This window comes from Bacillus cereus group sp. MYBK195-1, from assembly GCF_051916605.1.
GTDB lineage: Bacteria > Bacillota > Bacilli > Bacillales > Bacillaceae_G > Bacillus_A > Bacillus_A cereus.
On record NZ_JBQAGZ010000006.1, the window covers coordinates 207429 to 231552 of the forward strand.

Sequence of the window (24124 nt, forward strand, 5' to 3'; positions counted from 1 at the left end):
CTTTTTTGTAGATTAAATATACAGTGGCTGAAAATTGATTCTCCCTTTTTAATCTACATATGTATATTATATTACATGTGTTCTGGTGTATTTAAAGTTTTTTAGTAAGAAACAGGAGGAGAATTTGCAAATGAATATGACAACTAAGAGCCCAGCAAGTGGCAAAGTTGATACTTCTAATATGAAACATACCCCTATTTTAATTGCATTACTTTTAGGGGCAATGGTTGCATTATTAAATGAAACATTACTTGGTAATGCGTTAACGGTATTAATGAAAGAATTTGATGTAACAGCTTCAACGATTCAATGGCTTTCTACAGCTTACATGTTGGTGGTTGGGGTTTTAGTCCCAATTACAGCGTTACTTCAGCAATGGCTCACAACAAGACAAATGTTTTTGATCGCTATGGTAACGTTTTTAGCTGGTACATTAATTGCGGGATTCGCACCGACATTTTCTGTTTTATTAGTCGGCCGTATCGTCCAAGCAGTAGCGACGGGATTAATTACACCGTTATTAATGAATACGATTTTAATCATTTGTCCACCTGAAAAACGTGGTGCGACAATGGGATTAATCGCACTTGTGATGATGGCAGCTCCGGCAATTGGTCCTACATTATCTGGAGTAATTGTGGATTCATTAAATTGGCGCTGGTTATTCTACATTGTTATTCCAATCGTGATCATTTCAATTATGATTGGGATGAAGTACATTCAAAATGTTTCAGAGTTAACAAGACCAAAAGTAGATTACCCATCAATCCTTTTATCGACACTCGGATTTGGCGGACTTGTGTATAGCTTTAGTGCATCAGGTGATTTAGGATGGTCTGATACGAAAGTGTATGGCGCTTTACTTGTTGGATTTATCTCATTATGTATTTTTGTCGTCCGACAATTAAAAATTGAGAATCCAATTTTAGAATTACGCGCATTTAAAGTCCCGATGTTTACATTATCAGTTGGATTAATCGTCATTGTGATGATGTCGTTATTTTCAACGATGACTTTATTACCGATGTTCCTGCAAACAGTTTTACTCGTTACAGCTTTTAAATCAGGAATCATCATGCTTCCGGGAAGTGTTATTAGCGCCATAATGGGACCAATCGCAGGTAAACTATTTGATAAATTTAGTCCGAAAGTTATTATCGTTCCCGGTATTGTGTTAGTGGGGATAGCAATGTTCTTATTTAAAGGCATTACTCCTGATACATCAATGGTAAAAATTATTGTTATGCATAGCGTATTAATGGTTGGACTCATGTTTGTCATGACAGCACAAACATACGGTTTAAATCAATTAACACCAGATTTATATCCGCACGGAACAGCACTGTTTAGCACACTGCAACAAGTAGCTGGCGCAATTGGTACGGCTATCTTTATTTCGAAAATGTCTTCAGGAACAGCTAGCTATATGGAAAGCTCCGTAAATCCAATGGACCCAGTAGAGAAGTTAAATGGTTTAACGTCTGGATTCCAAGGTGCATTTGCACTAGGGTTAGTCTTTATCATTGTTGCTTTTATCGTATCGTTGTTTTTAAAAGAAGAGAAAGAGGGAGTAAAGGCAGCGAGGGTTTTACAGAACGAGAATTAAGATTTAAATAAAAAAGACATCTTTAAGAGGTAAAGATGTCTTTTTATATTTCTTTCGTAACACTTGTTTTTGATGTCTTAATACATAAGAATTGGTATGTAAAATATTTGTATTTTTTGAACATGAATAATTATTGAGAATAACGATGCAAAGCTGTGCTAATAACTAAAAGTCCAATAATGAGAGAAAGTGTTCTTATAATAAGTTCTGCCACTAATAGTTCACCAAATGATTTAGTGACATCGTATATAGATCCTGTTATGAGAATAGGTGCAATCATAATTATAATTCCAATTATTATTTGAAGAAGTAGATTGATGTTTTTATTCAAGACAATCACCTCCAAAAAAATAGGGAATGAGAATATGGGTTTTTTTGTATTATAAAATGATTATATCGTATTACATTAAACGATGAGAATATTTTTAAATAGTAGAAATTAGAGACTCTTCAATAAAAAGGAATTAAATATGGTATTCTTTAGTTAAGATATGTAAACGAAGACGGGGGAAATGAAGATGGATAAGAAGCTAAAGTATTGGCTAGCATCTATTGTAGGCGGAGTAGTACTTGCAACTGGTATGACTTATGGAATATTACAGTTTGCTGAAGTCCCGCTTAAGAGTGAGGACCATGTTTTTGCAGAGGTTAATAAAGAAGACATACTATCGAATGAAGCAGAAGTGAAAGGTTCAAATGCACAACTTCACATTACAGTAACTTCTACTGAAGAAGAAGTTATTTCAGCTATGCATAGCATGACTCATCAAAAAGTAAAAGCGTGTGAAGGAAAGGGAGCAACCCCTATGTCCAAAAAGAATGCAGAGAAAGTAAGAAACATTCTAAACGGAAACAATTTCAAGAACAAAGAAGAGCTATTAGCAATTACTGAAAGATGGGCAAATAGAGATTTTAGTAAAATTGTAGAAGAACATAACTATTTTATTAAACTTCAAGGTGGCGTGATAGGTGAAGCTACAGTGATGGATAAGGTAGACGAGCAAGTATTCTGTCTCAATACTTTCGGTGATGATGTAACGGCCGCATTAATTAAATCAGGAGATCTTCAAGCGCTGTAAGGTGTTTTTTCTCTGATATAAAGAAAGCCTCAAGTATTCATATACTTGAGGCTTTTCCAATGGAAATATAGGAATGGTCCGAATTCTTTACATTAAGAACAAAGTGGAATTACTCCTAAACCAATTAATAAAGCTGCAGCAACTGCTGGAATTGGTACAGGAATTTGAATACCTTCTACAAATAAGAAATATTGACCACTTACTATTTTAAAACAAACTAATTGCATGGCTATTCCTCCCTTCTTTTAGGATTAATACATTATATTAATTTATCTATATATTGATATAGTTAAATTATTTATTTTTAAAAATATAGTTAATATGTGAATAGTTTTCGAAAGGACCTGCTCAATCAATGCGGAAAAACATAAGATGAAACGAATCCATTAAAATACATGAGTGAACCTTAGTTTTCCCCTCTTATCTAAAGGAGGAACTATTATGGGTTATGGTGGTAGTTGTGGCGGTTGTGGCTTCTCGGGAGGCTTTGCTTTATTAGTTGTGTTATTCATTTTATTAATCATCGTTGGAGCTTCTTGCTTCTGCTAAAAACTATTGGAAAAGACACTCATATGGAGTGTCTTTTCTTTCGTACAAAATGATTCCTGACAATAGCCAACTGTATAAAGTATACGGTATACTTTTGCCTCATTAGACATATAAAAATGTTGGAGGGATGTTATGAAACTAGTAGGGAAGCACATTTATATTCGGCTTTATAAAACTGCTGATGCTAACGAGTTAGCTAACTTACATATTAGAAATCGTGAATTTTTTCAACGAGTTTGTCCGTTGCTCCCAGAAGTTTTTTATACAGAAGAACATCAAAAAATACGTCTTGAACAAGCTCTAAAAAAGACAGCTGAAGGGCAAGTATACCCTTTTGGAATCTTTTTAAGAGAAAATGATAAGCTTATCGGAGACATTTCATTAACTCAAATTGTTAGGGGAGACCTCCAAAGCTGTTATACGGGATTTACTTTAGATAAGGAGCATAATGCAAAGGGCTATACAACAGAGGCTCTTCAACTTGTTGTAGATTTTGCTTTTAGGGAATTAAAGCTACATAGAATTGAAGCAGGAGCGATGCTTGATAATATAGCATCTATTCGTGTATTAGAAAAAGTGGGGTTTAAAAAAGAAGGTATAGCGAAAGAAAATATAAGGATTAATGGCAAATGGACAGACCATCAAATATTAGCTATTATCAATAGTTTGGATGTGTAAGTTTATTTTGATTCCAATAAAGATAATCATGTAACTCTTCAAACTCTACCAACAGTTTTATAGAGACCTGTACAATTTTCGGATCAGAAACTAACCTTACAAGTCTTGAAATTCCACCTAACTCTACAATTACTCTATTTGAAAATTTTACAACTAACCACACTAAGACTCTTATTCGTTTTAGTTTTAGCTTTAGCTTTGTATTTGCTGCGTTCGTCACATTGACTAGTAGAACATTTAAATCCACAACTCCACAAACAATTAGATTAACACCAGGGAGATACAAGGACTTTCTTATTTGAGGAGGTTAAATGCCACTTCAGTTAACGCCTCATCAAGGCCATTATTTATCCAACAAACAACATATATTTGTTGTGATAAATCAAATTCATATTACTGTGAGAATAGTGACTATGGTTAGTATTAGTTATTAAAGAGAGCTTTGGCTCTTTTTTTATTTTCTTTCGACATAATATGACAATATATGAATTAATAGTTTGGTATTATTATCTAGAAATCTTACATTTATCTACAAATTATTATTGTATTTTTAGATTTTTAAATGTAAAATATTTCAATGTAAATACATACCATTTAGGGGGATAAAGAAATTTATGAAAAAATTATTAGCTTCAGCAACAGCGGTAACACTATTAACAGTGGGGTACAGTTCTTCTGCATTTGCAGCTAAGAGTCCTAATGATACAAAAAACTGTGGTCATTTTAAAAGTCAACAAGATGCTCAAGCATTCTGGGATCAAAATGGATATGGTGTTGGAAATGATCCACACCGTTTAGATAATGATAAAGACGGCATTCCATGTGAAGATTATAAATATCCAAAGAGCACAAATACTACAACAGAAAATAAAGAAACTACTAAACCTCAAGAGCAACCTAAACAAGAAAATACTAAACAGGAAAACACTAAACAAGAACCTGTTAAACAAGAAAACACTAAGCAAGAGAATTCAAAACAAAATAACCAAACAACAAATAATAAACAAGAACAAACTAAGCCTCAAACAACTGCAAAAGAAACAAAGAAAAATACTAATACAGTTGTGAAAAAAGAAACGAAAAAACAAGGTGAAAAATTACCTAATACAGCATCAAACGGTGTTACAATGATGTTAGCAAGCTTAGGATTAGCATTAGCTGGTTCTGTATTAATGTTCCGTCGTAAAAAGACAAACGCATAAAATAGTTCCTTAAAACGGCAGGAGAAATCCTGTCGTTTTCAAATGGAGTGATAAAAGTGAATAAAAAACAATGGATAGGCTTATGTTTAACTGTTATTGGACTTACTATCTTTTCCTATTATTTTCTAGAATGGTATAGTGCTAGACAATCAGCAGAGTCGTTAACAACTAACGAGGCTAAACAATATGAGACCTCCACACCTTCTAAAGAAAATGAAACGCAAAACATCAATCAAACAGAGACAGAGACAAAGATTGACACTTCATTACAACCTGAAGAACCTGTACAAATTCCCGCTTCAAAGGTAAACCATCAGTTAGGAGATAAAGTAGCATATTTAATTATCCCTAAAATACAAAAGAAATACTCTATATTTTGGGGAGCTGATGATAAAGTACTAAAAAAGGGTGTAGGTATGTTTGTTAGTGACTTAACTACTACACCATCTGGAAATGGTCATACAGTTTTAAGTGGACATAGAGATACTGTTTTTACCGAGCTTGGTGAATTAAAGGAAAATGACCAACTTATCGTGGAATATGAAAATAAAACATATACATATGAAATTAACAAGCATTGGATAACAGATTCAGAAGATCGAACAGTTATTGTAGAAAAAAGTGAGCCAACTTTAACATTAACAACTTGTTATCCTTTTGACTATATAGGAGACGCTCCAGATCGGTACATAATTGAAGCATCTCTACTTTCCATTCATTGAGGATGGAAAGTCCAATACACATTAATTTTAATAATATGTATTGGACTCCCATTCAAGTATCATTTTTCTTAATGAATATTTGGTATATTTTAGGGTGTTTTTTACTATTTTTATGTTAAGATATTTTGGTTGATATTCATCTTATTTTAGGAGGTTGGAAAATCTGTTACATGCTTTTCATATGGATTTTAGTTTCTATACCGAAAGTATAAAAGTTTTAGGGTTATTAGGGAATTCTACTCGCTTATCAATTGTTTGTAAATTGATTACATATGGATCGTTGTCAGTTTCTGATTTAAGTAAGCAAACAAGAATTACAGAGGATTTGATTGTACAACATTTGCGTAAATTAGCCTTTGGAAATATTGTAATTAGTGAACGTATAGGGAAAAGGCTTTATTTCAAAATAAAAGATAATAAAATAATTGAGATTATTAAGGTATTAGGATTACTAAGTTAATTTTCATTACTTTCAATATAAATGATTTTGCTATAACTCAATTGTGCAAAACCACATTTAGCCCGCCTACAGAAATAGGGAGGTTTTTAATATACAAAAAGGCGCCCATATAAGGGTGCCTTTTCCAATAGTTTTTAGCAGAAACAACTGCATCCGATAATGATTAATAAAATAAACAATACAACTAATAAAGCGAATCCTCCAGCGAAACCGCAGCCTTCGCCGCAACTACCACCATATCCCATAACAATAGTGCCTCCTTTAGATTAGAGGGTAAAACTAGGGTTCATTCCATGGATTTTAATGGGTTCACTTTACCTTATGTTTTTAAAAATTAATTGAGCAGGTCCTTTTGAAAATAAGGGAAAGATGATCTAAGGCGCTTCACCTGAAGAGGGGTACGGCCAGCAAGTTACAGCTATGCATGAAGGGTTTAAAAGCAGATTACCTGAATATAAACAAATGGCTTCTGATTTGCGTGTTGTAAATCAAAGTTTCCTTAAATTTGGTGATTCTGTACAGAAGGCTGGGGCATCACTTCATAAACAAGCCGTAATGGCTGATGGACTAATTAATAGTGTTTCAACGCATGTTGCAGAAGCTCAACAAGCATTTCCAACAATACATACAGACATTATGTCTGGTTTAGATGCTGCTAATAAGATTTCAGGCTACAAAATAGATACGTCTAATGTTGTTAAAAATGTTGGTAATATGGATGGGTTAACAACCCGCCTTAAAGATTTTGGTGTACCACCAAGTGTAGTAGAAGAAACAATTAAGCATGCTACTAAAAAACCTGGAAATAAACCTGGTCTATGGCAATACGATGGGAAAGATGTTAGAGTCGTATTGAATGATAATGGCGATGTTGTTTCCGTTGTACCTAATAAATCGTGAATATTATAAATAAAGTGGATTGAGCCCATTCACGTAAGGAGTTGTTAAATTGAATATACAATATGATGAATATGAATTATTAGAAATATTCGAGAGTGAACCAGAAGATTATTTTATTCCAGGTGCAGGTGCATATAGGTATAATAAAATAGATAAATTAGGTTTTGAATTAGTAATGATTATGTGTTATTACGAGGAAACTGTTGAATTAAATTTGTATTATAAAAATAAATGCATCTTTGAAACCAAGATGCATTCGGCGAAACGAATCTATACCCGTAATGACTCATTATATGTCCAAGGTGGCGTAGAAAACAAAACAATCGAAGTAAAATTCAAGCCACATTTTACAGTTACAATAAATGAGTTTTAAAAACTTGAAATCAATGTTCGTAAATATTCTGAACATGCTTTAGAAAGAATGGCTCCGGATACAATACAAGTTCGAGCTGAATTAGAGGCACATGCCAAAAGTAGAGGGCTTGTACGTAGTACACAGAAATTTAAAGAATTTGTTAATCCTAGAGGTATCACAACTTCTGTAGTAGATTTTCTGTGCCTTTCCATTGGAAAATCAAGACTGATATAAAAAATGAGTAGAAAAAACAAGGCTCTTACTTCGTGGATACCGCTACAAAGTAAGAGCCTTGTTTCATTATATTTGTTCATACAGTTTTCCTTGTAGTCTTCTGTTTTCATCCTTCAATCGCTTATTCTTTATCAATTTTTCGAACAGGTTGCTCCCAAAAGTTTTTTATACAAAATAACATCAAAAAATACGTCTTGAACAAGTATGAAAAAAGAAAGCTGAAGGGCAAGTAATCCTTTTGGAATCTTTTTAAGAGAAAATGATAAACTGATCGGAGACATTTCATTAACTCAAATTGTTAGGGGAGACCTCCGAAGCTGTTATACAGGATTTACTTTAGATAAGGAGCATAATGCTAAAGGCTATACAATAGAGGCTCTTCAACTTGTTGTAGATTTCGCTTTTAGGAAATTAAAGCTACATAGAATGGAAGCAGGAGCAATGCTTGATAATATAGCATCTATTCGTGTATTAGAAAAAGTCCTACATAAGGGGACTTTTTCTAATACATATAGATTAAAATAATAATAGAAATTTTTTATTTTTTTCCACAACTATTAATTAAATCATATTGTTTAGAAATCATTTCATTTCGAATTTGATTGAGATGTTTATTTAATGTTTCTTTTATTGCACTACCTGTTTTGCTTTCAAAACTTTTGTTTAATTCAATTCCTTGTTCAGATAAACTTTTGCATACATCATGAAATGCTTCTTTGTTTTTTTGAATGGCATGTTTTTGGCTTGCTACTATGCTATTTGTTTTGAATGCTACATCAGTTTTTAAAAGTGATTGTTGCAGTTCTTTTTCTAATTGCTTTTTAACAGCTTGCAACTCATCTATAATAGTTCCAACTGCACCAACTGTAGCTTTCTCTATTTCTTTCTCTATTTTTTGAATTTCCCCTATAAAATCCATCATATTATCTCGCCGCCAGTCCTTCAAAATTTGTTCCTAATTGATTATCTTTATCTCGTAATGAATTAGCTGCATAAGCAATATCATCTCCAAAATGAATCAATTCTTTTTGTTTTTTCCGTAAAAGATGAATTAGTTCTTCTGCTAGTTGTACATCATGAAAATAGTCTCTTCCGTTTTGGGATATTTTTGCAACCTCTCTAATTGCTTCATCTACTTCATGTTCTTCTAACAGATGATATTTTCCTCCAGGGCCTGTCTCATGCTTCAATTGACTCTTTAATTTCGCAACTTCCTCTTCTTCTTGTTGTTGGAATATTTCTATATTTCTAATAATATCAGATAATATATCGCTTATTTTTTGTATCTCTTTTGCATGACGAATGATATCATCTGGTTCTAATTCTAGTCGAACACTACCATTATTGTGGAACATTTCTAGAAATGTTGACATTGGATGTTGTCCCATAAATACAGCCGCGAGAATACTATCTGTTCCATTACTTTTTGTTGTAAATTGTTTACCAATCATAGGTGCTCCAAATTGATTGAAATTTCCTACAGCATCTTCTTTATGAGTATAATCTACTACTTTATTTTCCATTACGCCTTCATCTACTCGTTTTTTTGCTTTATCACTTAGTAATCTATAAATATTTGGTGCAGCATATGTTGTTGCATAACAATTCATTTCTGCTGCTACATATTGAGCCTCCGCAGCACCTTTACTATGTCCGGTAGTGTGAATAGATGTAGGATTATATTTTTTCTTAATTTTTTCTGTAAATTCTAATGCACTATCAAATGATGTCGGAGCTTTTCCGCCTGCTACACCAAGGTTCTTTTTCTGTCCAAGTGTAATTTGAACTATATCTGTGGTTTTATCTCCATCGAATCTATCAAATTCAGTACCACGGAATGCAATGATTACATCGTCATATTGTTTTTTACCAGGCTTATACTTATTTGCAGGTACTACAGCGATTGCTTGTAATCCATTTTTTACTTTTGTTTTATCTGCATCAAATGTTTCTATAACTTTCCATTCTTTCCCGTTACTTCCTGTTATTACTTTTTTCTTTTTTAAAACTTCGGGATCATAAACTTTATCTGATAACTCGAAATAATCTTCATCTGTCGCAATTGGATTTTTTTTTAATTCATTCATATGTCTCAACTCATTTCATGGTATATTTTAACTATATTCAAATACAAGGGGATTTTTAATGAAAAAGAAATTGGTGATTTTTTTATCCATTATTTGTATTATAGCAGGAGGGTATTTTACTATGGAATACTTAAAACAAAAAGAAAAAGAAGAACAATTTTGGAAAGTACAAGAAGCACGAGTAGAAAAGTATATTTATTATAATATTGAAGATGTAAAATCTATTACGTTTATAGAAAAGGGTGTAAGTCCTATGGGAGTCCCTAAATTAAAAGGTTATATAAACAATAATAAAGAATTAGATTTTATAGCTAGTATAAGTACAACTAAAAACTTTGAAAATAAATTTACGCGTTCTGGAGAATTAGATGAAATGATAAAAAAACCTGCAAAATCTGTATCTGAAATCGAAAAAGAAGAGAAAGAAAAAAAACAAGAGTAGTCTTTGCACTACTCTTATTTTCTGTATCCCATTTTAAGAAGAATACATTGGTAGGCTTTTTATAAGGAGATTTCCAATGAAGAAAGTAATGATTTTGGTTGTATCTGCTGTGGTGATCATAGCAGGAGGATATTTTACTATGGAATACTTAAAACAAAAAGAAAAAGAAGAAGAGTTTTGGAAAGTACAAGAGGCACGAGTAGAAAAGTATATTCACTATAATATTAAAGATGTAAAATCGATTACATTTACAGAAAATAAGATAAGTCCAATGGGAGTTCCTCATATAAAAGGTTATATAAATAATAATAAAGAATTAGATTTTATAGCTAGTATAAGTACAACTGAAAACTTTGAAGACAAATTTACGCGTTCTGGGAAATTAGGAAAACTTATAAAAGATCCTGAAAAATCAGTATCTGAAATTGAAAAAGAAGAGAAGGAAAAGAAACAAGAGTAGTCTTTGTACTATTCTTGTCTTCTCTATCCCATTTTAAGAAGAATACATTGGTAGGCTTTTTATAAGGAGATTTCCAATGAAGAAAGCAATGATTTTGGTTATATCTGCTGTGATACTCATAGCAGGAGGATATTTTACTATAGAATACTTAAAACAAAAAGAAAAAGAAGAAAAGTTTTGGAATGAACAAAAAGAACGAGTAGAAAAATATATTCACTATAATATTAAAGATGTAAAATCTATTACATTTACAAAAAATGATGTAAGTCCAATGGGAGTTCCTTCTGTAGAAGGATATATAAATAATGATAAGGAATTATGGTTTGATGCAAGTATAAGTACTACAGATAAATTTGAGGATAAGTTTGGTTGTTCTGGGGAATTAGATAAAATGATTAAAAAACCAGCAAAATCTGTATCTGAAATTGAAAAAGAAGAGAAGGAAAAGAAACAAGAGTAGTCTCTTTAACTACTCTTGTTTCTTTATTCTAGGGGTACCGCCCATCACCGTTAAGCTCACAGAACAGGTTGCTCTTAAAATGAACTTCATTGCTATAAAAGACTCTAATTTTTCGTTTTGGGGCAAATATTATATAAAATAATAGCTATCTCTGAATCACTAGTTTCAAAAAGCCTTCACGCAATAATGATTGCATGAAGGCTTTTGATGTTTGCTTATTTTTTTGTCTCGTTAACCCATGTAATAATGTCCTGGATGACGTATTCGGGAACGTTAGCAGGGATTTCATATTCACTAGGGAGGCTTAATTCCCCGTCACCCTCCGTGAAGAAATGATTCAATTTCGGATATTTTTTGAACTGAACATTCCCGCGGTTTGAAAGTCCTTTCTGCCATTTTGTATATTCATCTTTTACTGTTACTTGATAATCACGTGCTCCTTGCAGAATGAGTAAAGGCTCTTTTCGTGATTTTGCCTCTTCAACTGGACGCCACCTAGAAACATCATACATAAAATGAGGTGACCCAAAATTGTAGCCAGCTGGAGGATGATTAGGATTGAAAGTAGGATCCTGAATAAAAGCGACCTGTCTTTTTAGTTCATCGATTTCTTCCTTTGACGCCCCAAGGTATTGAGAATGATCAATAGCAATGTCAGTCAAAGGGCGTGCAGGTGGTGCGAGTAAGATGCTTCCTCGGACAAGTGTGGAAGGTGCTTTGCTTAGTATACGTGGCATTGTGCCAGCTCCTAGGCTATGTCCAAGAATGAAAATATTATTTGGATCAATGCCTTCCTGCTGCGCTGCTGATTTTGCTGCAAATATAGCATCATCTGTAGTATCACGGTCTAACGTAACAGGTTCTGCACTCATCTTTAATGCATGTTCTAAGGTGCGTTTTTCATAGCGCAACACTGCAATTCCGTTGGATGAAAGGCCCACCGCAATGTCTCGTAAGATTTTTGTTCCCATATATGTGCTATCGCGATCATGGATGCCAGCACCATGCACAAGAACAACTACGGGCAGTTTTTCACCACGCTTATGTTTCGGAACTGTTAATGTCGCTGGTAACGGATAGGTAGAATTTCCAATGACGATTTCACGTTCTTGATAGGAGTCAGGTTGATCATAGCTAGGATGCGGGATGGTATAAGATTCCTCGGGTGGCCTTTCTCCAATTTCATCTACTTTCCCGCCAGGTGTGAATTTAAGGAGTAGCGGTATGGTAGTTCCTTCGGTAGCTGCTGGAATTTCCAACGTCTGATGGACCAAGTTTCGTTCTTTTATCACGGGGGTTCCCATACTTTTTATCCCGCTCCAGCCACTTTGTGTCCACCAGTTTTGTAATGTGGTTGCTGTAAATTTGGATTGAAAAGCAGCAGACGTCAACTGTATTGCCTCTGCATACTTACCTTGCTGGAGATATTCAAAAAATAATGATGTACGCTCCGTTAAAGAGACTAGTTTCTTTTCAGCAGATTGTTCCTCATGTGTATCTGCGTGAATAGTTGTTGTAAGCGGGAAAGATGAAACGCCTAAAGAAAAGAGTAGGGTAAAGGTAAGGACTGATTTTTGTATTTTCTTTTTTTTATTCATGTTTCAACCTCCAATATGTGCTGGTACAAAACAGGTATGGTAATTAGAATTCTGGTGCGAAAACTTCAAAATATTTGCAAGCAATCTCCAAAACTTGGACATACTAATATTATTATTCTAAAAAAATGTAGATTTCTTCTCTTGTTACATGCATATTAATCCCAAAAATAATCTTTTTTCCTTCACTTTATATTTTGATTATACGAAGCAAAGCTCTCGTTTTTCTTACTTGATACTTACAAATTCCTTAAGTAGAGGATATTTTAAAATCTTAGCTTGATGAATATGTAGCGGTACTCTTATGTTAAGAGATAGCTTAAGGAACGAGGATTATATTGTTTTTATAAAGAGTTGATGCTATGTTTGTTTTGTAACATATGGTGTTTTATGCATGTAGGAGGATTTATTGAAGAAATTATTAATATTGTTTTTATTAGCTACATTTTGTCTACAGATTACAGGATGTTCTAATAATATGGGTACACTAAGGGAGAAGTCTAAAACTTCAACACTTGTGAAGTTTAACCGCATCAATAAAGGGTGGTACAAACATATGTAATAGTTTGTATCACCCTTTGTTGATGTTAGAAGTCATAAGGAAAAGGTTGATAGTTAGATATTTTTCATAAAGAAAAGACACCCATATAAGAGTGTCCTTTCTAATAGTTTTTTAGCAGAAGCAACTGCATCCGATAATGATTAATAGTATAAAGAGTACAACAAGCAAAGCAAATCCTCCAGCAAAACCACAGCCTTCTCCGCAACTACCACCATAGCCCATAATAGTTCCTCCTTTAGGTAAGAGGATTAAAACTAAGGGCCATTCATGTATTTTAACGGGTTCACTTTACTTTATGTTTTTAAGAATGAATGGAGTAGGTCCTTTTGAAAATAAAGAAAAGCCCCCCTAAAGTGCCTTCCTTCGACTTGAACCATCTAATTTTAATAATATATTGGACTCCCATCCGAATACTATTTTACTATGTTAATTTTTTTGTTCATTGAGGGGTACCGCCACATTGCTATCAAGCTAAGAAAATACAACTACCCCCAGAACAAGATTTTGTGCTAATTTGTAATAAAAAAGCTCATTTTTTCGTTTTGGGGATACCTTAAAATTTTAAGTTGATGGGCATGGGATCCCGCCCACATTTTAACGAAAATATACGCTAAGCAAATTCCAACATAAAGCGAGCCGAATTTTCTACTCATAAGAAAAATTTCGGTTCGTTTTATGGTTTCATGACAAGTTGTTTACTGAACAATAAAGTTCTTTATTGGAACAGGCTACTTTCTTCAACAATCGGGCCAGATTGTTGAAGAAGAAATATAATAAAAATGCTTTTGATTGTTTTATTAAACGAATTAAACCGCAAAAAACAAGAAGAATTCCCCCCCCTTTACTAGTACACTAAATCCTATAAAGGGGGGAGATCATGAACAATAAAGCCATTGGATTATTTCAAGGAATTGCGTTATATATTTCAGCTATTCTAGGATCAGGTGTCCTTTTTTTATCGGGGGTAACGGCCTCAATAGCGGGCCCTGCATCTATTGTATCCTGGTTTATCGTTATTATAATTAGTTTTCCGCTTGCTTATTCCTTTGCTAGTTTGGCACGGATATATCCTGATTCCGGTGGAACAGCAACCTTTGTTAGAAATTCTTTTGGATATCATCTTGGCAATATCGTTGGGTGGTTTTACTTTGTAACAGCAGCAGTTGGTCAAACGATTGTATCTTTAACTGGTGCTTTTTACGTCAGTCAGGCATTTGGATTTTCGCATTTTGAAACAATTTTAATTGCCGTCTTTATTTTGGTAATTGCAGGTGTTTCCAATTATTACGGCGTAAATGTTAGTGGTAAAGTTGCATTGATTTTAAGTTCCTTATTATTGATTCTTTTAGCGTCAGCTGTATTTGTGGCGTTTCCAAGAATACAATGGGGAAATTTTACTCCCTTTGTTCCAAATGGATGGTTTTCTGTCGGGAACGCTATAACGGTTATCTTTTGGTCATTTTTCGGTTGGGAGGCGATTTGTAATCTGGCTGAGCACTTTAAAAGGCCAGAAAAAGATATTGTCAAAGGAGCAGTTATTAGTGCAGTTGTCATTGGATTATTATTTTTAGCGCTAAGCCTTGTCACTATTGGAACGGCCACGTATGGCAGTCAAGAAAGCAACCTGTCTCCTATTGGTGTTATAATGGGAGATACAGTAGGCGGAGGTGCCAAAGTCGTTACAGCTGTTTTAGCTTTAATTATTTGTACAGGGACAGCGAATGCTTTTGTAGCCAGCCTAACGCAATTAGGATATTCATTAAGCAGAGATGGTGCTTTCCCAAAATTTTTCTCAAGGCTGCATGCAACTACTCAAATTCCAAGACAGATGGTATTGTTTGTTATCTGTTTTTCGGTAGCAGGTGTGTTAGTGACAAAAGCTTTGTCACTAACGTTTGATGATATTTTGTTTATACCGACTTCTCTTGGGATTCTAGTTTATGTTCTTTCAATGGCAGCAGGCGTTAAATTATTTAGGAAGAACACACGGGCATGGTGGGCATCGTTAATCTCTTTCATTTTATGTTTGCTGGTGATTCCATTTTTTCAATTGTATATATTTGTTCCGTTAATTGTCGTGGCTATATATGCGATTTATATGATTTTGAGTAATAAGATTTTCGCCTACAAGGGAGGGTTAAATTCTAATGAAGGATCAAAATAACCTTTCCAGAGATACCATGTGGAAAGCAACAGTATCATGTGATTCAGCGTATGACGGGATATTCTTTTACGCAGTCAAGACAACTGGAATTTTCTGCCGGCCTTCTTGCAAGTCTAAGGTTCCTAATTATGAAAATGTATCCTTTTTTTCAAATGCGCACGAAGCTCAAAGGGCAGGCTATCGTCCATGCAAAAGATGCCGATCAGATCTAAATATAAAAATATACGACCCGTTCGAATGCGTTTTGGAAGATACTATGCGATTGATAAAAAATAATTATGTTCAAAACATGTCTTTAAATGAAATTGCATCAAGGGTAGGAGTTAGTCGTTTTCATTTAAATCGGATTTTCAAAGAAAGAACAGGGTATACTCCTCGAATATATTTAGAAAGGATCAGAGTTAAGAAAGCAAAGGAACTTCTCTTGACAACGGTCTTTAATAGTACAGAGATTGGTTATCAAACAGGCTATCAAAGTGTATCTAGCTTTTATAATGCATTTAAAAGAAATACAGGATTTTCACCGAGTCAATTCCGTGCTTTCCATAGTGGAAATACCGTAAACCAAGAACTTGACTGAATTCACGTTCTTTAACAAAAGATAGCATGAATTAACAAGAGTGCTTTGTACTCATCGTATTTTTTGATAAATCATTACTGATTGATTAAAAGTAAGCAACTTTGTATTGAACAATAATAAGCCATTTTTTCTCTGTTATAGAATTGTAAGCTTTTTAATTCAATCCTCAACAAACGAGCAGGATTATTGAACAAGTTTTATGAACTTTAGTGGTAGCATCATTAGTGAAATGCTTTATAACAACTAATTAAGGAGGGATAGAATATGAGAAATAACTTTCAAATCGTTGCGTTACAAGAGAAGGAGTTTAATAACCTATTTCTAATGAACGAAGAAGTATTAAAAAGTATCGGGGCAGTCAAAATAATAGCAAATAAAAATCCTGGATATCCTTGCAGGATAAGTTTGAAGGATGCAGAGGTAGGAGAAGAGGTAATTTTACTGAATTACCAATATCATAGTGTTAATTCGCCTTATAAAGCAAGTGGTCCTATATTTATACGAAAGGGAGCAACTACTGCTAAGCTAGATGTAAATGAAATTCCGCATATGTTACATCATAGGTATCTATCTGTACGCGGCTACAATGCTGACTCAATGATTGTAGAAGCAAGGGTTACAGAAGGTGTCAATTTAAGAGAAAATATAGATGAAATTTTTGATAATAAAGAAGTAGAATATATTCACATTCTTAACGCTAAACCAGGATGCTATAACTGCCTTGTTAATAGAGTGTGAAAAAATTGAAAATGCAAACTTCTATTATCCTATAAGGGGTATCACCAATCGCTATCAAGCTAATTCAACAAAATCCCCCCTAAAATGAAAAAATACGCTATTCTTTTTGTAGAATCATAGGAAAGGATGGCGTTTTTGTATGTCTATTTCTGTATCTGATGAATTACAACTATTTGCTCAAGAGATTCAAAGTTTTTTATCTCCAAATACCTTACGGGATATTGCTAGAGATGTTGGTTTCGTACAACGAACCAGTAAATACCAAGCAAAAGATTTAGTCGCTTTATGTATATGGATGAGTCAAAATATCGCTACAACCTCTTTAGCCCAGTTATCTAGCTGTTTAGAAGCATCCACAGAAGTACTCATCAGTCCGGAAGGACTGAATCAAAGGTTTAATAAATCAGCTGTTCAGTTTTTACAACATATATTGACTAACCTTCTAAATAAAAAATTAACTTCATCTATACCACTTTCTTCTCCATACACCTCTGTTTTCAAGCATATTCGCATTTTAGATTCCACTGCATTTCAGCTTCCAGATATATTTTCAACCATTTATCCTGGGGCTGGAGGATGTAGCCATACTGCTGGGATGAAAATTCAACTTGAATATGACCTATTAAGCGGACAATTCCTACATATCCATACAGGTCCAGGGAAACAACATGATCGAACCTATGGTTCTCTGTGTGTTCCAACTGTAGCACCAGATGATTTATGTATCCGTGATTTAGGGTATTTTCATTTAAAAGATCTTCAACATATACAAGATAAAAAGGCTTACTATATCTCTCGTATTAAATCCAATACACGTATTTATCAAAAAAATCTCACACCTGATTATTTTCAGGATGGAAGAATCAAGAAAGGTACAGAGTATATACAGATAAATATGGAGGTATTAATGAACTCTCTCCAACCAGGACAAACCTATGAAATATCCGATGCTTATGTAGGAATGACTGATAAAGTACCAACTCGTGTGATTGTTCATCGACTTACAGATGAACAACAACAAAAACGATTGCAAGATCAAGCTGTAAGAGAGAAAAAGAAAGGAATGAAGTATTCCCCTCGTAGTAAACGTCTCAGTGGTATCAATGTATATATGACAAACACCTCTACAGATACTGTCCCGATGGGACAAGTACATGATTGGTACTCTTTACGTTGGCAAATTGAGATTTTATTTAAAATATGGAAATCATTCTTTCATATTCACCATTGTAAAAAGATAAAACGAGAAAGATTAGAATGCCATTTGTATGGGCAACTAATCGCCATTCTCCTCTGTTCTTCTACTATGTTTCAAATGCGTCAATTACTTCTTATGAAAAAGAAACGAGAGCTGAGTGAATATAAGGCCATATATATGATTAGAGATTATTTTCTTCTTATTTATCAAGCCATACAGAAAGACACCTAATATATTAAAGACTGTTTTCTCCCTGTATCGATGGGGATGTTCGTCCGTTTCGCTGTAAGAGTTTCAGCAGGCGAAGAAGAATATTTGAAAATCTAATATTTTTTAGAATCGTAACCTTTATAGGTGGAGTTGTATTAGTAAATTCATGATAGCTATAATAAAAATTTTTAAATAATACCAATTAATTTTGTATTTTAAAATTAATACTTGCAATTTGTATACGCCTTGTATACAATCTGTATACGAATTGTATACAAAATGTAACGAGAGGTGAAAATGATGGCAGAAACATATCGTAAAGCTAAGGTATTAAAATTTCTAGACAAATTACGTGAAATTAAAGAGATGAATATAAAATATTCACAAATGTATTTGATAAACTTAAAAGAATTAATTCCTCATATGGAGAATGATATGTTTTTTCTGGAAAATGTAGAAGAAATAGAAGATATTTTAGAAAATCTACAGTTTAAGAAAGAGGAAGAAAATATTGTTTTATCAAGAGAGCAACTCATGTTTTTTAAGGAAGCAACTAATGCCATAACAACAATCAAAGATATCAATATTATTTTAGAAGAAGCTGGAGAGTTTTTTGACTTAGATATTCCTGAAAGAAAAGTGAAATCTAAAATGGTAAATTACAAAATTCAATCCATTGATCCAATGGATATGACTGGTATTAAAAAGCAATATTATATTATGTTAGGGGAAATTGGTGTATCATACCCTGATGGAACAGGCGATGAAGAATTTGTAGCGGCTGCAAATAAAGTATTTCTGGAGTATGTTACACATAATGATATTACAAAAGTAGATGATGGTTTTATTGTTTCGCTACCGGTATTTGCTTCTCATCAAGTGATAAAAGATTTAACGAATGCAGATTTAACAGTTCTTGCAATGATTCCTATAAAAGAAAAAGAATAAGAAGTCATAGAAAATAAGTAAATGGCTGAATTGAAAAATCAAGTATTAGAGAGTTTAGAGGAAATATGTGAAACCGATATAATAAAAGAAAATCCATAAAAAGCTTTGAATTTCTTGAGCAAATAGTTATAATTCATCAAATACAGAAATAGACATACAAAAATACCATCCTTTCCTATGATTCTACAGAAAGAATAGCGTATTTTTTATTTTAGGGGGATTTTTGAAGAAGGAATTAATACAATATGTAAAAATACTTTGCTATCTAGTGAACAGTTTTATACTTTCCGAATAATAGTCAAATAAATGGATGATACTATACTTATATAATCATTATCAGGAGGATCTGCAGATTTGCAGATTCTTTTTTATTTTATCGAAAGTAAACTTTTAGCCAGCAGTTTATTTTCCTACTATTGATTTTTTATACGTATTTGTTGAAAAATCAAGGAGCTGCAAAAAAATACTATACCGAAATTTAGTTCGGTAATAGTAACGTGCATATAAAAGATCCCACTTTGGTATATCTCCGAAAGAGTCATAAAAATCTATGTTTTTTTAATTCAGTTGCAAACTACAAAACTTCTTTTGAAAGAAATGTACATACAAATTATATTTTATTCCATAACTCTCTAACTTTTGTTCATGGTAGTCTGATATTGAAAAAATATAATATTTGGTACGACATCACTTTGTTTTTTTATAAAGTTTTGTAATTAAACTATAATATTGTATTTTTTTTTGTATTATTGAAATTAGTAATAATAAAATGTATTATTGAAAAGCACAATTTATAATTCAAGTAATCAGGACTATGCGCCCATTATAATTTGAACATTCAGAAATTATAATATTGTCTAAAAATGAGGTGAGATTCATAGAAACAGTACATATTAAATGGTATGGAATGTATAGTATAAATGATTTTTATAATAGGGAAGAAGCTTCTAAGAAGGGGATATTTGCAATCTCTAGAGTATGTGCTAAGAGTGTAACATTGCTATATATAGGACAAACCAAAAGAAGCTTTATACAAAAGATAAGGGAACTTAACAAGGAGTGGCCTTTCGATGAGAGCGAATTAAAGATTACATTAGGAATAATAGAATTTCCTAGTGGTGAAATTTACTCTGAAAAGAAGGTAAAAGAGATAAAATCCCTTTTGATTTTACGACATACCCCATTAGAAAACGAAACATCTTTATTATACTATAGAGGGAAATTTAATTTAAAAATTATAAATAAGGGAAGAAGAGGTTTAATTGTTAAAAAGCTTTCTACAGGAGATCTAATATGGACATAATTGGAATCACCTTTGAATAAAATTGAAGGTTTCTTAAGTGCAGAAGCTTATCAATTTTTAATGTATTAAACTATTTTGAATAACATATGTCAGATACTTGAAAAAACACAAATTTTATTATGATATGAAATCCTGTATGGAAAGTGTAGTTTATTTCTATTGTTTAATAAAAATATTAAGAATTTTAGGGATAATACATAAAGAGTAGAGGAGAAAGTAAACACGGAGGTTTGAAGAATGGGACAAGTAAGCAGATTTCAAGAAAAACAACAGAATCGTCGTCAAAAGGCAATTTTTAATATTGCATTTACTTTGGTATTAGTGACAGTTGGTATAGTGACATACCAATTGTTTACCCCTTCTAATACATCAACGAAAGCAATTGCTCAAGAAAAGAAAGTAACAAAGATAGAAGAGAAGAAAACTGAAGATAAAGAAACAGCAAATATAGAAGAAAAGAAAACCGAAGATAAAGAAACAGCAAAGATAGAAGAGAAGAAAACTGAAGATAAAGAAACAGCAAAGATAGAAGAGAAGAAAAATGAAGATAAAGAGGCAGCAAAGATAGAAGAAAAGAAAAATGAAGATAAAGAGGCAGCACAGCTAGAAGAGAAATCAAAAACAGAAAAATCGGTAAAAACGAACGGAACTGAAAATAATGAGGAAGAAAAAACGGCATCTCAAGAAAAGGGTTCTCAAACTAATCCTTCTTGGAAGCCAATTGGTACCGAGCAAGGAGCAAAACCTGAAATGAAATTTAAAGAAGGAACAGTAGATTGGAGTGAGATGAAAAAAGCAATTTCTTATGCTGTTGATGTTCCAGAGAGCCAATTGATTTTCGATTTTATTGGGAATAATGGTAATAATAAAGCCTACGGTAATGTACGAGATAAGCAAAATAATAAAAAATATAAGGTTAATATTGATTGGGTAGAAAATCAGGGGTGGAAACCAGTATCTGTACAAGTGGTAAGATAAATAATAGAAATGTAATGATGTAAATCAGCTGTCCATATGGACAGCTGATTATTTTTTTTGCTTAGCGTATTTTTTTGAAAATGCTGGTGGTACCTCGTTGAGAAACATGAATTAAATCTATATTTTGTTTTATTTACCTCACTACTTTATCCATAACTTCTTTATATTTATAATAGTAATTAGTTTCAAATAAATAGTTGTACGGAAGAAAATGTTCCTTGTAAGTAGTAAGCATCCTTTGCAATTTTAATTTATAATTATTTATAAAAAAGAAAAGACACCCTAAGGTGCCTTCCTTCGACTTGAACCATCTTAATTTTAATAATATATTGGACTCCCGTCCAAATATTATTTTACCATGTTAAATTGTTTTATTCATTGAGAAATATAGTTTCATTTTATATTTAAAAGAATTCTATAGGCTAGAACCACCTATTAATTAGGGGGAACTGACATGTTAAGCTAATATTATAATACTTCTAGAACGGAAATTTTGAGCAAGATGTATACGAGCCACATATTAAAAAAAAGACACTCTCAAGAGTGCCTCTCCTTAGCAGCCGAATCCGCCGCCCCAACAGCTAGCGCCAACGATGATTAATAAGATGAAGAGCACAACAAGTAAGGCAAATCCGCCGCCGAAACCACAGCCTCCACCACAACTACCGCCATAGCCCATATTAACTCCTCCTTCCATAAAGACCATTTATTAATGGATTTAATTTACTTTATGTTTTTAAGGATGAATGGAGCAGGTCCTTAAAAAAATAAAAGGACTTTGGAAGTTAAAAAGAGTTGACGACCTTATTTTTGTCACCGACATTTCGTCTTCTACATATTGTATTTTATTCTGTGTATTGGGGGAAGGAGGATCTTATGGCTAATTCTGAGATGATTTTACGTTTACTTACGGATTTAAAGATTGAACAACAATTGTTGAAAGAACAGTTAGAGAAAATGCAAACAGCTGTGACTATTCTTGAAGAAAAATCAGTGACGCTTAAAGAAAAACCAGCGACGCTTAAAGAAAAAACAATGACTCCTGAAGAAAAACCATCTGTTACAAAGCAAAGAGCTTTTTCTGGACGCCCAACATCTTTTCGTGATTGGAGAGCATCTAGTCAAAAAAATTAGAGAATGTTATGTGAAATGAAATGATAAAAAAAGTACAGTCTGCTGTAGAAAAGACTGTACTTTTTTATGTTAGTAGAGAATGTTAAGGGAGACGTATTTATTTTGCCTATTCCAATTCCACTTTTAATTGGAGCTCTTTATCTAACGTATCATTATTAAATTTTAAAGTTAATCCTTGCGTGTTTTTCGGTACATCAAATACAATGTTTCCGTCCGAATGTTCATCAGGGCTAACAATACCAAATTTAAATGTAGAGGTATTTGCAGCTTTAAGTACAGATTGATGTTCATTGGAAATGTGATATTCTCTTCCAAATCCATCAATTAATTTAAAGTTGTTAATATCTAGTGTAATGGGTTCTTCTTTACGATTATAAACTGCGATGTCTAATACTTTAAAGACACCTTGTGCTTTAACTTCTCCAGTCCCTAGAACATCTAATGACTCGGCAGATCCCATTGACATGTATACATCAGAGGAATCTACATTGGTAGGAAGTTCTTTTTGCGAATCCTTGCTGCTAAGTTTGTCATTCTCTGTTTTTTTGGAAGTCGCCTGCTCATTTTTCGCAGGCGCATCATGTGAACTGCAAGCTGATACTCCAAACAAGAATGTGCTACATAATAATGATGCTAATAACTTTTTGTTCATCGTTTCTTCCTTCCAAAATAGAAGCACTTTTAATGAGTGCTATATATATTTGTCTTTATATGTATTACATTTTATATCTTATTATATTATTTTTGGAAAGAAAAGGGAAAATGTTGTGCGTTTCTCTGATTCGAATTATTTATCTGTCTAAAAGTTGAAATTAAAATGAGCCCCATAAATGATAAACCATTCCACTAACAAAAAACACTAATCCTAAAAATAAAACAATTAAAGCAAGCATTCCATTTTTATTATGTTCCATAAAATTAGCTCCTTTTTTCATTTACTTACATACAAAAAGCCTTTAGTCGTAATTATGGCTAAAGGCTGTGGTCATTATACTTTTGTGGTCAATATTACTTTATCTAGCTGTATCTGAGTAATATTCCTCAGCAAGAAACTCTTTAATAAGTGATATTTCATTTGTATCTGGATTAAACTTAAATATTTTAATTTGATTAGATTCGCCTTTGTATGCAAATGTATTCTCACCAACTTGGGTCATATTGCTGGTGTTTAAGATAGGATCGCTACCGTGATCAGTAATTTCTACAGTTTTCTCCCGGTCCCAGAATGCAATGATAAGACATACCCGTATAAAACGTAATTCTCTTGCAACAGGATGTTCCATCTGTTAGTCTCCTTTACTGTTTGATAGAGTCTGTTTATAAAAGAGATAATTCCTAGGAATATAAATAAAAAAGACACCGTAAAGTGTCTTTTTTATTTTAGTTATGCGCATTACTTAATAAGACGCTAGTTCCTCAGTCTGGCTATGAGTAACTATGTAGGGTAATTCCATTATAACATTTTAACCAGTAATGGGTC

Annotated in this window: 30 protein-coding genes and 2 pseudogenes; 22 read left to right on the forward strand and 10 right to left on the reverse strand. The window is 33.0% G+C overall.

What is annotated here, in order from left to right:
* Positions 1–130: 130 nt before the first annotated feature.
* The gene (locus ACTFRY_RS22695) at positions 131–1606 is read left to right on the forward strand and encodes an MDR family MFS transporter (RefSeq protein WP_086391442.1); all 1476 of its coding nucleotides are present in this window, start codon (positions 131–133) and stop codon (positions 1604–1606) included.
* A gap of 130 nt (positions 1607–1736) precedes the next feature.
* Here the strand turns inward: ACTFRY_RS22695 and ACTFRY_RS22700 are convergent, their stop codons facing one another.
* Positions 1737–1937 carry a hypothetical protein gene (locus ACTFRY_RS22700; protein WP_001038824.1) on the reverse strand — a complete coding sequence of 67 codons (201 nt, stop codon included), beginning with the start codon at positions 1935–1937 and terminating at the stop codon, positions 1737–1739.
* A gap of 187 nt (positions 1938–2124) precedes the next feature.
* Between ACTFRY_RS22700 and ACTFRY_RS22705 the strand changes: the two genes are divergently transcribed.
* Positions 2125–2685, forward strand: a complete 561-nt coding sequence (locus ACTFRY_RS22705) for a PRK06770 family protein (RefSeq protein ID WP_016117324.1) — start codon at positions 2125–2127, stop codon at positions 2683–2685.
* A 92-nt stretch (positions 2686–2777) separates the two neighbouring features.
* On the opposite strand, the gene ACTFRY_RS22710 is transcribed toward ACTFRY_RS22705, so the two are convergent.
* On the reverse strand, positions 2778–2912 hold the full coding sequence (locus ACTFRY_RS22710) for a hypothetical protein (protein ID WP_001177693.1): 135 nt from the start codon (positions 2910–2912) through the stop codon (positions 2778–2780).
* A 214-nt stretch (positions 2913–3126) separates the two neighbouring features.
* On the opposite strand from ACTFRY_RS22710, the gene ACTFRY_RS22715 reads away from it, so the two are divergent.
* The 5 genes from ACTFRY_RS22715 to ACTFRY_RS22735 all read left to right on the forward strand — a co-directional run bounded on the left by ACTFRY_RS22715 (position 3127) and on the right by ACTFRY_RS22735 (position 6296).
* Positions 3127–3234 (forward strand): YjcZ family sporulation protein, encoded by a 108-nt coding sequence (locus tag ACTFRY_RS22715; RefSeq protein WP_000540375.1) that lies wholly within the window; start codon positions 3127–3129, stop codon positions 3232–3234.
* Between the two features lie 132 nt (positions 3235–3366).
* A complete protein-coding gene (locus ACTFRY_RS22720) occupies positions 3367–3912 on the forward strand; it encodes a GNAT family N-acetyltransferase (RefSeq protein WP_000779763.1) in 546 nt (181 codons plus the stop codon).
* Between the two features lie 614 nt (positions 3913–4526).
* Positions 4527–5114 (forward strand): excalibur calcium-binding domain-containing protein, encoded by a 588-nt coding sequence (locus ACTFRY_RS22725; protein WP_000734536.1) that lies wholly within the window; start codon positions 4527–4529, stop codon positions 5112–5114.
* Positions 5115–5170: 56 nt separating this feature from the next.
* Complete coding sequence (locus ACTFRY_RS22730; RefSeq protein ID WP_044796086.1) at positions 5171–5836, forward strand: class D sortase; 666 nt, start codon at positions 5171–5173, stop codon at positions 5834–5836.
* A gap of 181 nt (positions 5837–6017) precedes the next feature.
* Positions 6018–6296, forward strand: coding sequence for an ArsR/SmtB family transcription factor (locus ACTFRY_RS22735; RefSeq protein WP_070757265.1), 279 nt, complete (start codon positions 6018–6020; stop codon positions 6294–6296).
* A 134-nt stretch (positions 6297–6430) separates the two neighbouring features.
* On the opposite strand, the gene ACTFRY_RS22740 is transcribed toward ACTFRY_RS22735, so the two are convergent.
* Positions 6431–6541 carry a YjcZ family sporulation protein gene (locus ACTFRY_RS22740; RefSeq protein WP_000540371.1) on the reverse strand — a complete coding sequence of 37 codons (111 nt, stop codon included), beginning with the start codon at positions 6539–6541 and terminating at the stop codon, positions 6431–6433.
* Positions 6542–6716: 175 nt separating this feature from the next.
* On the opposite strand from ACTFRY_RS22740, the gene ACTFRY_RS22745 reads away from it, so the two are divergent.
* From ACTFRY_RS22745 to ACTFRY_RS22755, 3 genes and pseudogenes are all read left to right on the forward strand, one after another.
* A complete protein-coding gene (locus ACTFRY_RS22745; RefSeq protein ID WP_227414908.1) occupies positions 6717–7196 on the forward strand; it encodes a hypothetical protein in 480 nt (159 codons plus the stop codon).
* Between the two features lie 49 nt (positions 7197–7245).
* Positions 7246–7569: a hypothetical protein gene (locus ACTFRY_RS22750; RefSeq protein ID WP_001025896.1), complete on the forward strand. Its 324-nt coding sequence runs from the start codon at positions 7246–7248 to the stop codon at positions 7567–7569.
* Positions 7570–7930: 361 nt separating this feature from the next.
* Positions 7931–8310 (forward strand): annotated as a pseudogene (locus ACTFRY_RS22755) (GNAT family N-acetyltransferase); the annotation flags it as partial.
* 13 nt (positions 8311–8323) lie between these two features.
* On the opposite strand, the gene ACTFRY_RS22760 reads toward ACTFRY_RS22755, so the two are convergent.
* A complete protein-coding gene (locus tag ACTFRY_RS22760) occupies positions 8324–8707 on the reverse strand; it encodes a hypothetical protein (RefSeq protein ID WP_016117330.1) in 384 nt (127 codons plus the stop codon).
* Between the two features lies 1 nt (position 8708).
* Positions 8709–9872 (reverse strand): hypothetical protein, encoded by a 1164-nt coding sequence (locus ACTFRY_RS22765; protein WP_098616940.1) that lies wholly within the window; start codon positions 9870–9872, stop codon positions 8709–8711.
* Between the two features lie 58 nt (positions 9873–9930).
* Here ACTFRY_RS22765 and ACTFRY_RS22770 point away from each other — a divergent pair, with 58 nt between their 5' ends.
* From ACTFRY_RS22770 to ACTFRY_RS22780, 3 genes are all read left to right on the forward strand, one after another.
* The gene (locus tag ACTFRY_RS22770; protein ID WP_000728326.1) at positions 9931–10314 is read left to right on the forward strand and encodes a DUF1433 domain-containing protein; all 384 of its coding nucleotides are present in this window, start codon (positions 9931–9933) and stop codon (positions 10312–10314) included.
* Between the two features lie 76 nt (positions 10315–10390).
* Complete coding sequence (locus ACTFRY_RS22775; RefSeq protein ID WP_098616939.1) at positions 10391–10774, forward strand: DUF1433 domain-containing protein; 384 nt, start codon at positions 10391–10393, stop codon at positions 10772–10774.
* A 76-nt stretch (positions 10775–10850) separates the two neighbouring features.
* Positions 10851–11234: a DUF1433 domain-containing protein gene (locus ACTFRY_RS22780; protein ID WP_074789464.1), complete on the forward strand. Its 384-nt coding sequence runs from the start codon at positions 10851–10853 to the stop codon at positions 11232–11234.
* A 215-nt stretch (positions 11235–11449) separates the two neighbouring features.
* On the opposite strand, the gene ACTFRY_RS22785 is transcribed toward ACTFRY_RS22780, so the two are convergent.
* Positions 11450–12832 (reverse strand): alpha/beta hydrolase, encoded by a 1383-nt coding sequence (locus ACTFRY_RS22785; protein ID WP_098616938.1) that lies wholly within the window; start codon positions 12830–12832, stop codon positions 11450–11452.
* 406 nt (positions 12833–13238) lie between these two features.
* Here ACTFRY_RS22785 and ACTFRY_RS22790 point away from each other — a divergent pair, with 406 nt between their 5' ends.
* Entirely contained in the window at positions 13239–13391 is a 153-nt protein-coding gene (locus ACTFRY_RS22790) for a hypothetical protein (RefSeq protein ID WP_000734751.1), read from the forward strand.
* A 111-nt stretch (positions 13392–13502) separates the two neighbouring features.
* On the opposite strand, the gene ACTFRY_RS22795 is transcribed toward ACTFRY_RS22790, so the two are convergent.
* Complete coding sequence (locus ACTFRY_RS22795) at positions 13503–13613, reverse strand: YjcZ family sporulation protein (protein ID WP_000540371.1); 111 nt, start codon at positions 13611–13613, stop codon at positions 13503–13505.
* A gap of 655 nt (positions 13614–14268) precedes the next feature.
* Here ACTFRY_RS22795 and ACTFRY_RS22800 point away from each other — a divergent pair.
* The 7 genes and pseudogenes from ACTFRY_RS22800 (at position 14269) to ACTFRY_RS22830 (ending at position 21510) form a co-directional block, all read left to right on the forward strand.
* Entirely contained in the window at positions 14269–15555 is a 1287-nt protein-coding gene (locus tag ACTFRY_RS22800) for an APC family permease (protein WP_098616937.1), read from the forward strand.
* Complete coding sequence (locus tag ACTFRY_RS22805; RefSeq protein WP_000654819.1) at positions 15539–16135, forward strand: bifunctional transcriptional activator/DNA repair enzyme AdaA; 597 nt, start codon at positions 15539–15541, stop codon at positions 16133–16135. The genes ACTFRY_RS22800 and ACTFRY_RS22805 overlap by 17 nt, the downstream gene beginning before the upstream one ends.
* A 264-nt stretch (positions 16136–16399) precedes the next feature.
* Complete coding sequence (locus tag ACTFRY_RS22810; protein ID WP_001245414.1) at positions 16400–16873, forward strand: DUF1203 domain-containing protein; 474 nt, start codon at positions 16400–16402, stop codon at positions 16871–16873.
* A gap of 139 nt (positions 16874–17012) precedes the next feature.
* Positions 17013–18299 (forward strand): annotated as a pseudogene (locus tag ACTFRY_RS22815) (IS4 family transposase); the annotation flags it as partial.
* 279 nt (positions 18300–18578) lie between these two features.
* Entirely contained in the window at positions 18579–19229 is a 651-nt protein-coding gene (locus ACTFRY_RS22820) for a hypothetical protein (RefSeq protein ID WP_098616936.1), read from the forward strand.
* Positions 19230–20097: 868 nt separating this feature from the next.
* A complete protein-coding gene (locus ACTFRY_RS22825; protein ID WP_002100802.1) occupies positions 20098–20532 on the forward strand; it encodes a hypothetical protein in 435 nt (144 codons plus the stop codon).
* 237 nt (positions 20533–20769) lie between these two features.
* Positions 20770–21510: a YrrS family protein gene (locus tag ACTFRY_RS22830; protein ID WP_098616935.1), complete on the forward strand. Its 741-nt coding sequence runs from the start codon at positions 20770–20772 to the stop codon at positions 21508–21510.
* Positions 21511–22063: 553 nt separating this feature from the next.
* Here ACTFRY_RS22830 and ACTFRY_RS22835 read toward each other — a convergent pair.
* Positions 22064–22189, reverse strand: a complete 126-nt coding sequence (locus ACTFRY_RS22835) for a YjcZ family sporulation protein (RefSeq protein WP_000540377.1) — start codon at positions 22187–22189, stop codon at positions 22064–22066.
* Between the two features lie 197 nt (positions 22190–22386).
* Here ACTFRY_RS22835 and ACTFRY_RS22840 point away from each other — a divergent pair, with 197 nt between their 5' ends.
* Positions 22387–22644, forward strand: a complete 258-nt coding sequence (locus ACTFRY_RS22840) for a hypothetical protein (RefSeq protein WP_000013694.1) — start codon at positions 22387–22389, stop codon at positions 22642–22644.
* A gap of 106 nt (positions 22645–22750) precedes the next feature.
* Here the strand turns inward: ACTFRY_RS22840 and ACTFRY_RS22845 are convergent, their stop codons facing one another.
* Both ACTFRY_RS22845 and ACTFRY_RS22850 read right to left on the reverse strand, forming a co-directional pair.
* Positions 22751–23296, reverse strand: coding sequence for a DUF4352 domain-containing protein (locus tag ACTFRY_RS22845; RefSeq protein ID WP_001035581.1), 546 nt, complete (start codon positions 23294–23296; stop codon positions 22751–22753).
* Positions 23297–23657: 361 nt separating this feature from the next.
* Positions 23658–23927 carry a YmzC family protein gene (locus tag ACTFRY_RS22850; protein ID WP_098616934.1) on the reverse strand — a complete coding sequence of 90 codons (270 nt, stop codon included), beginning with the start codon at positions 23925–23927 and terminating at the stop codon, positions 23658–23660.
* Positions 23928–24124: the final 197 nt, after the last annotated feature.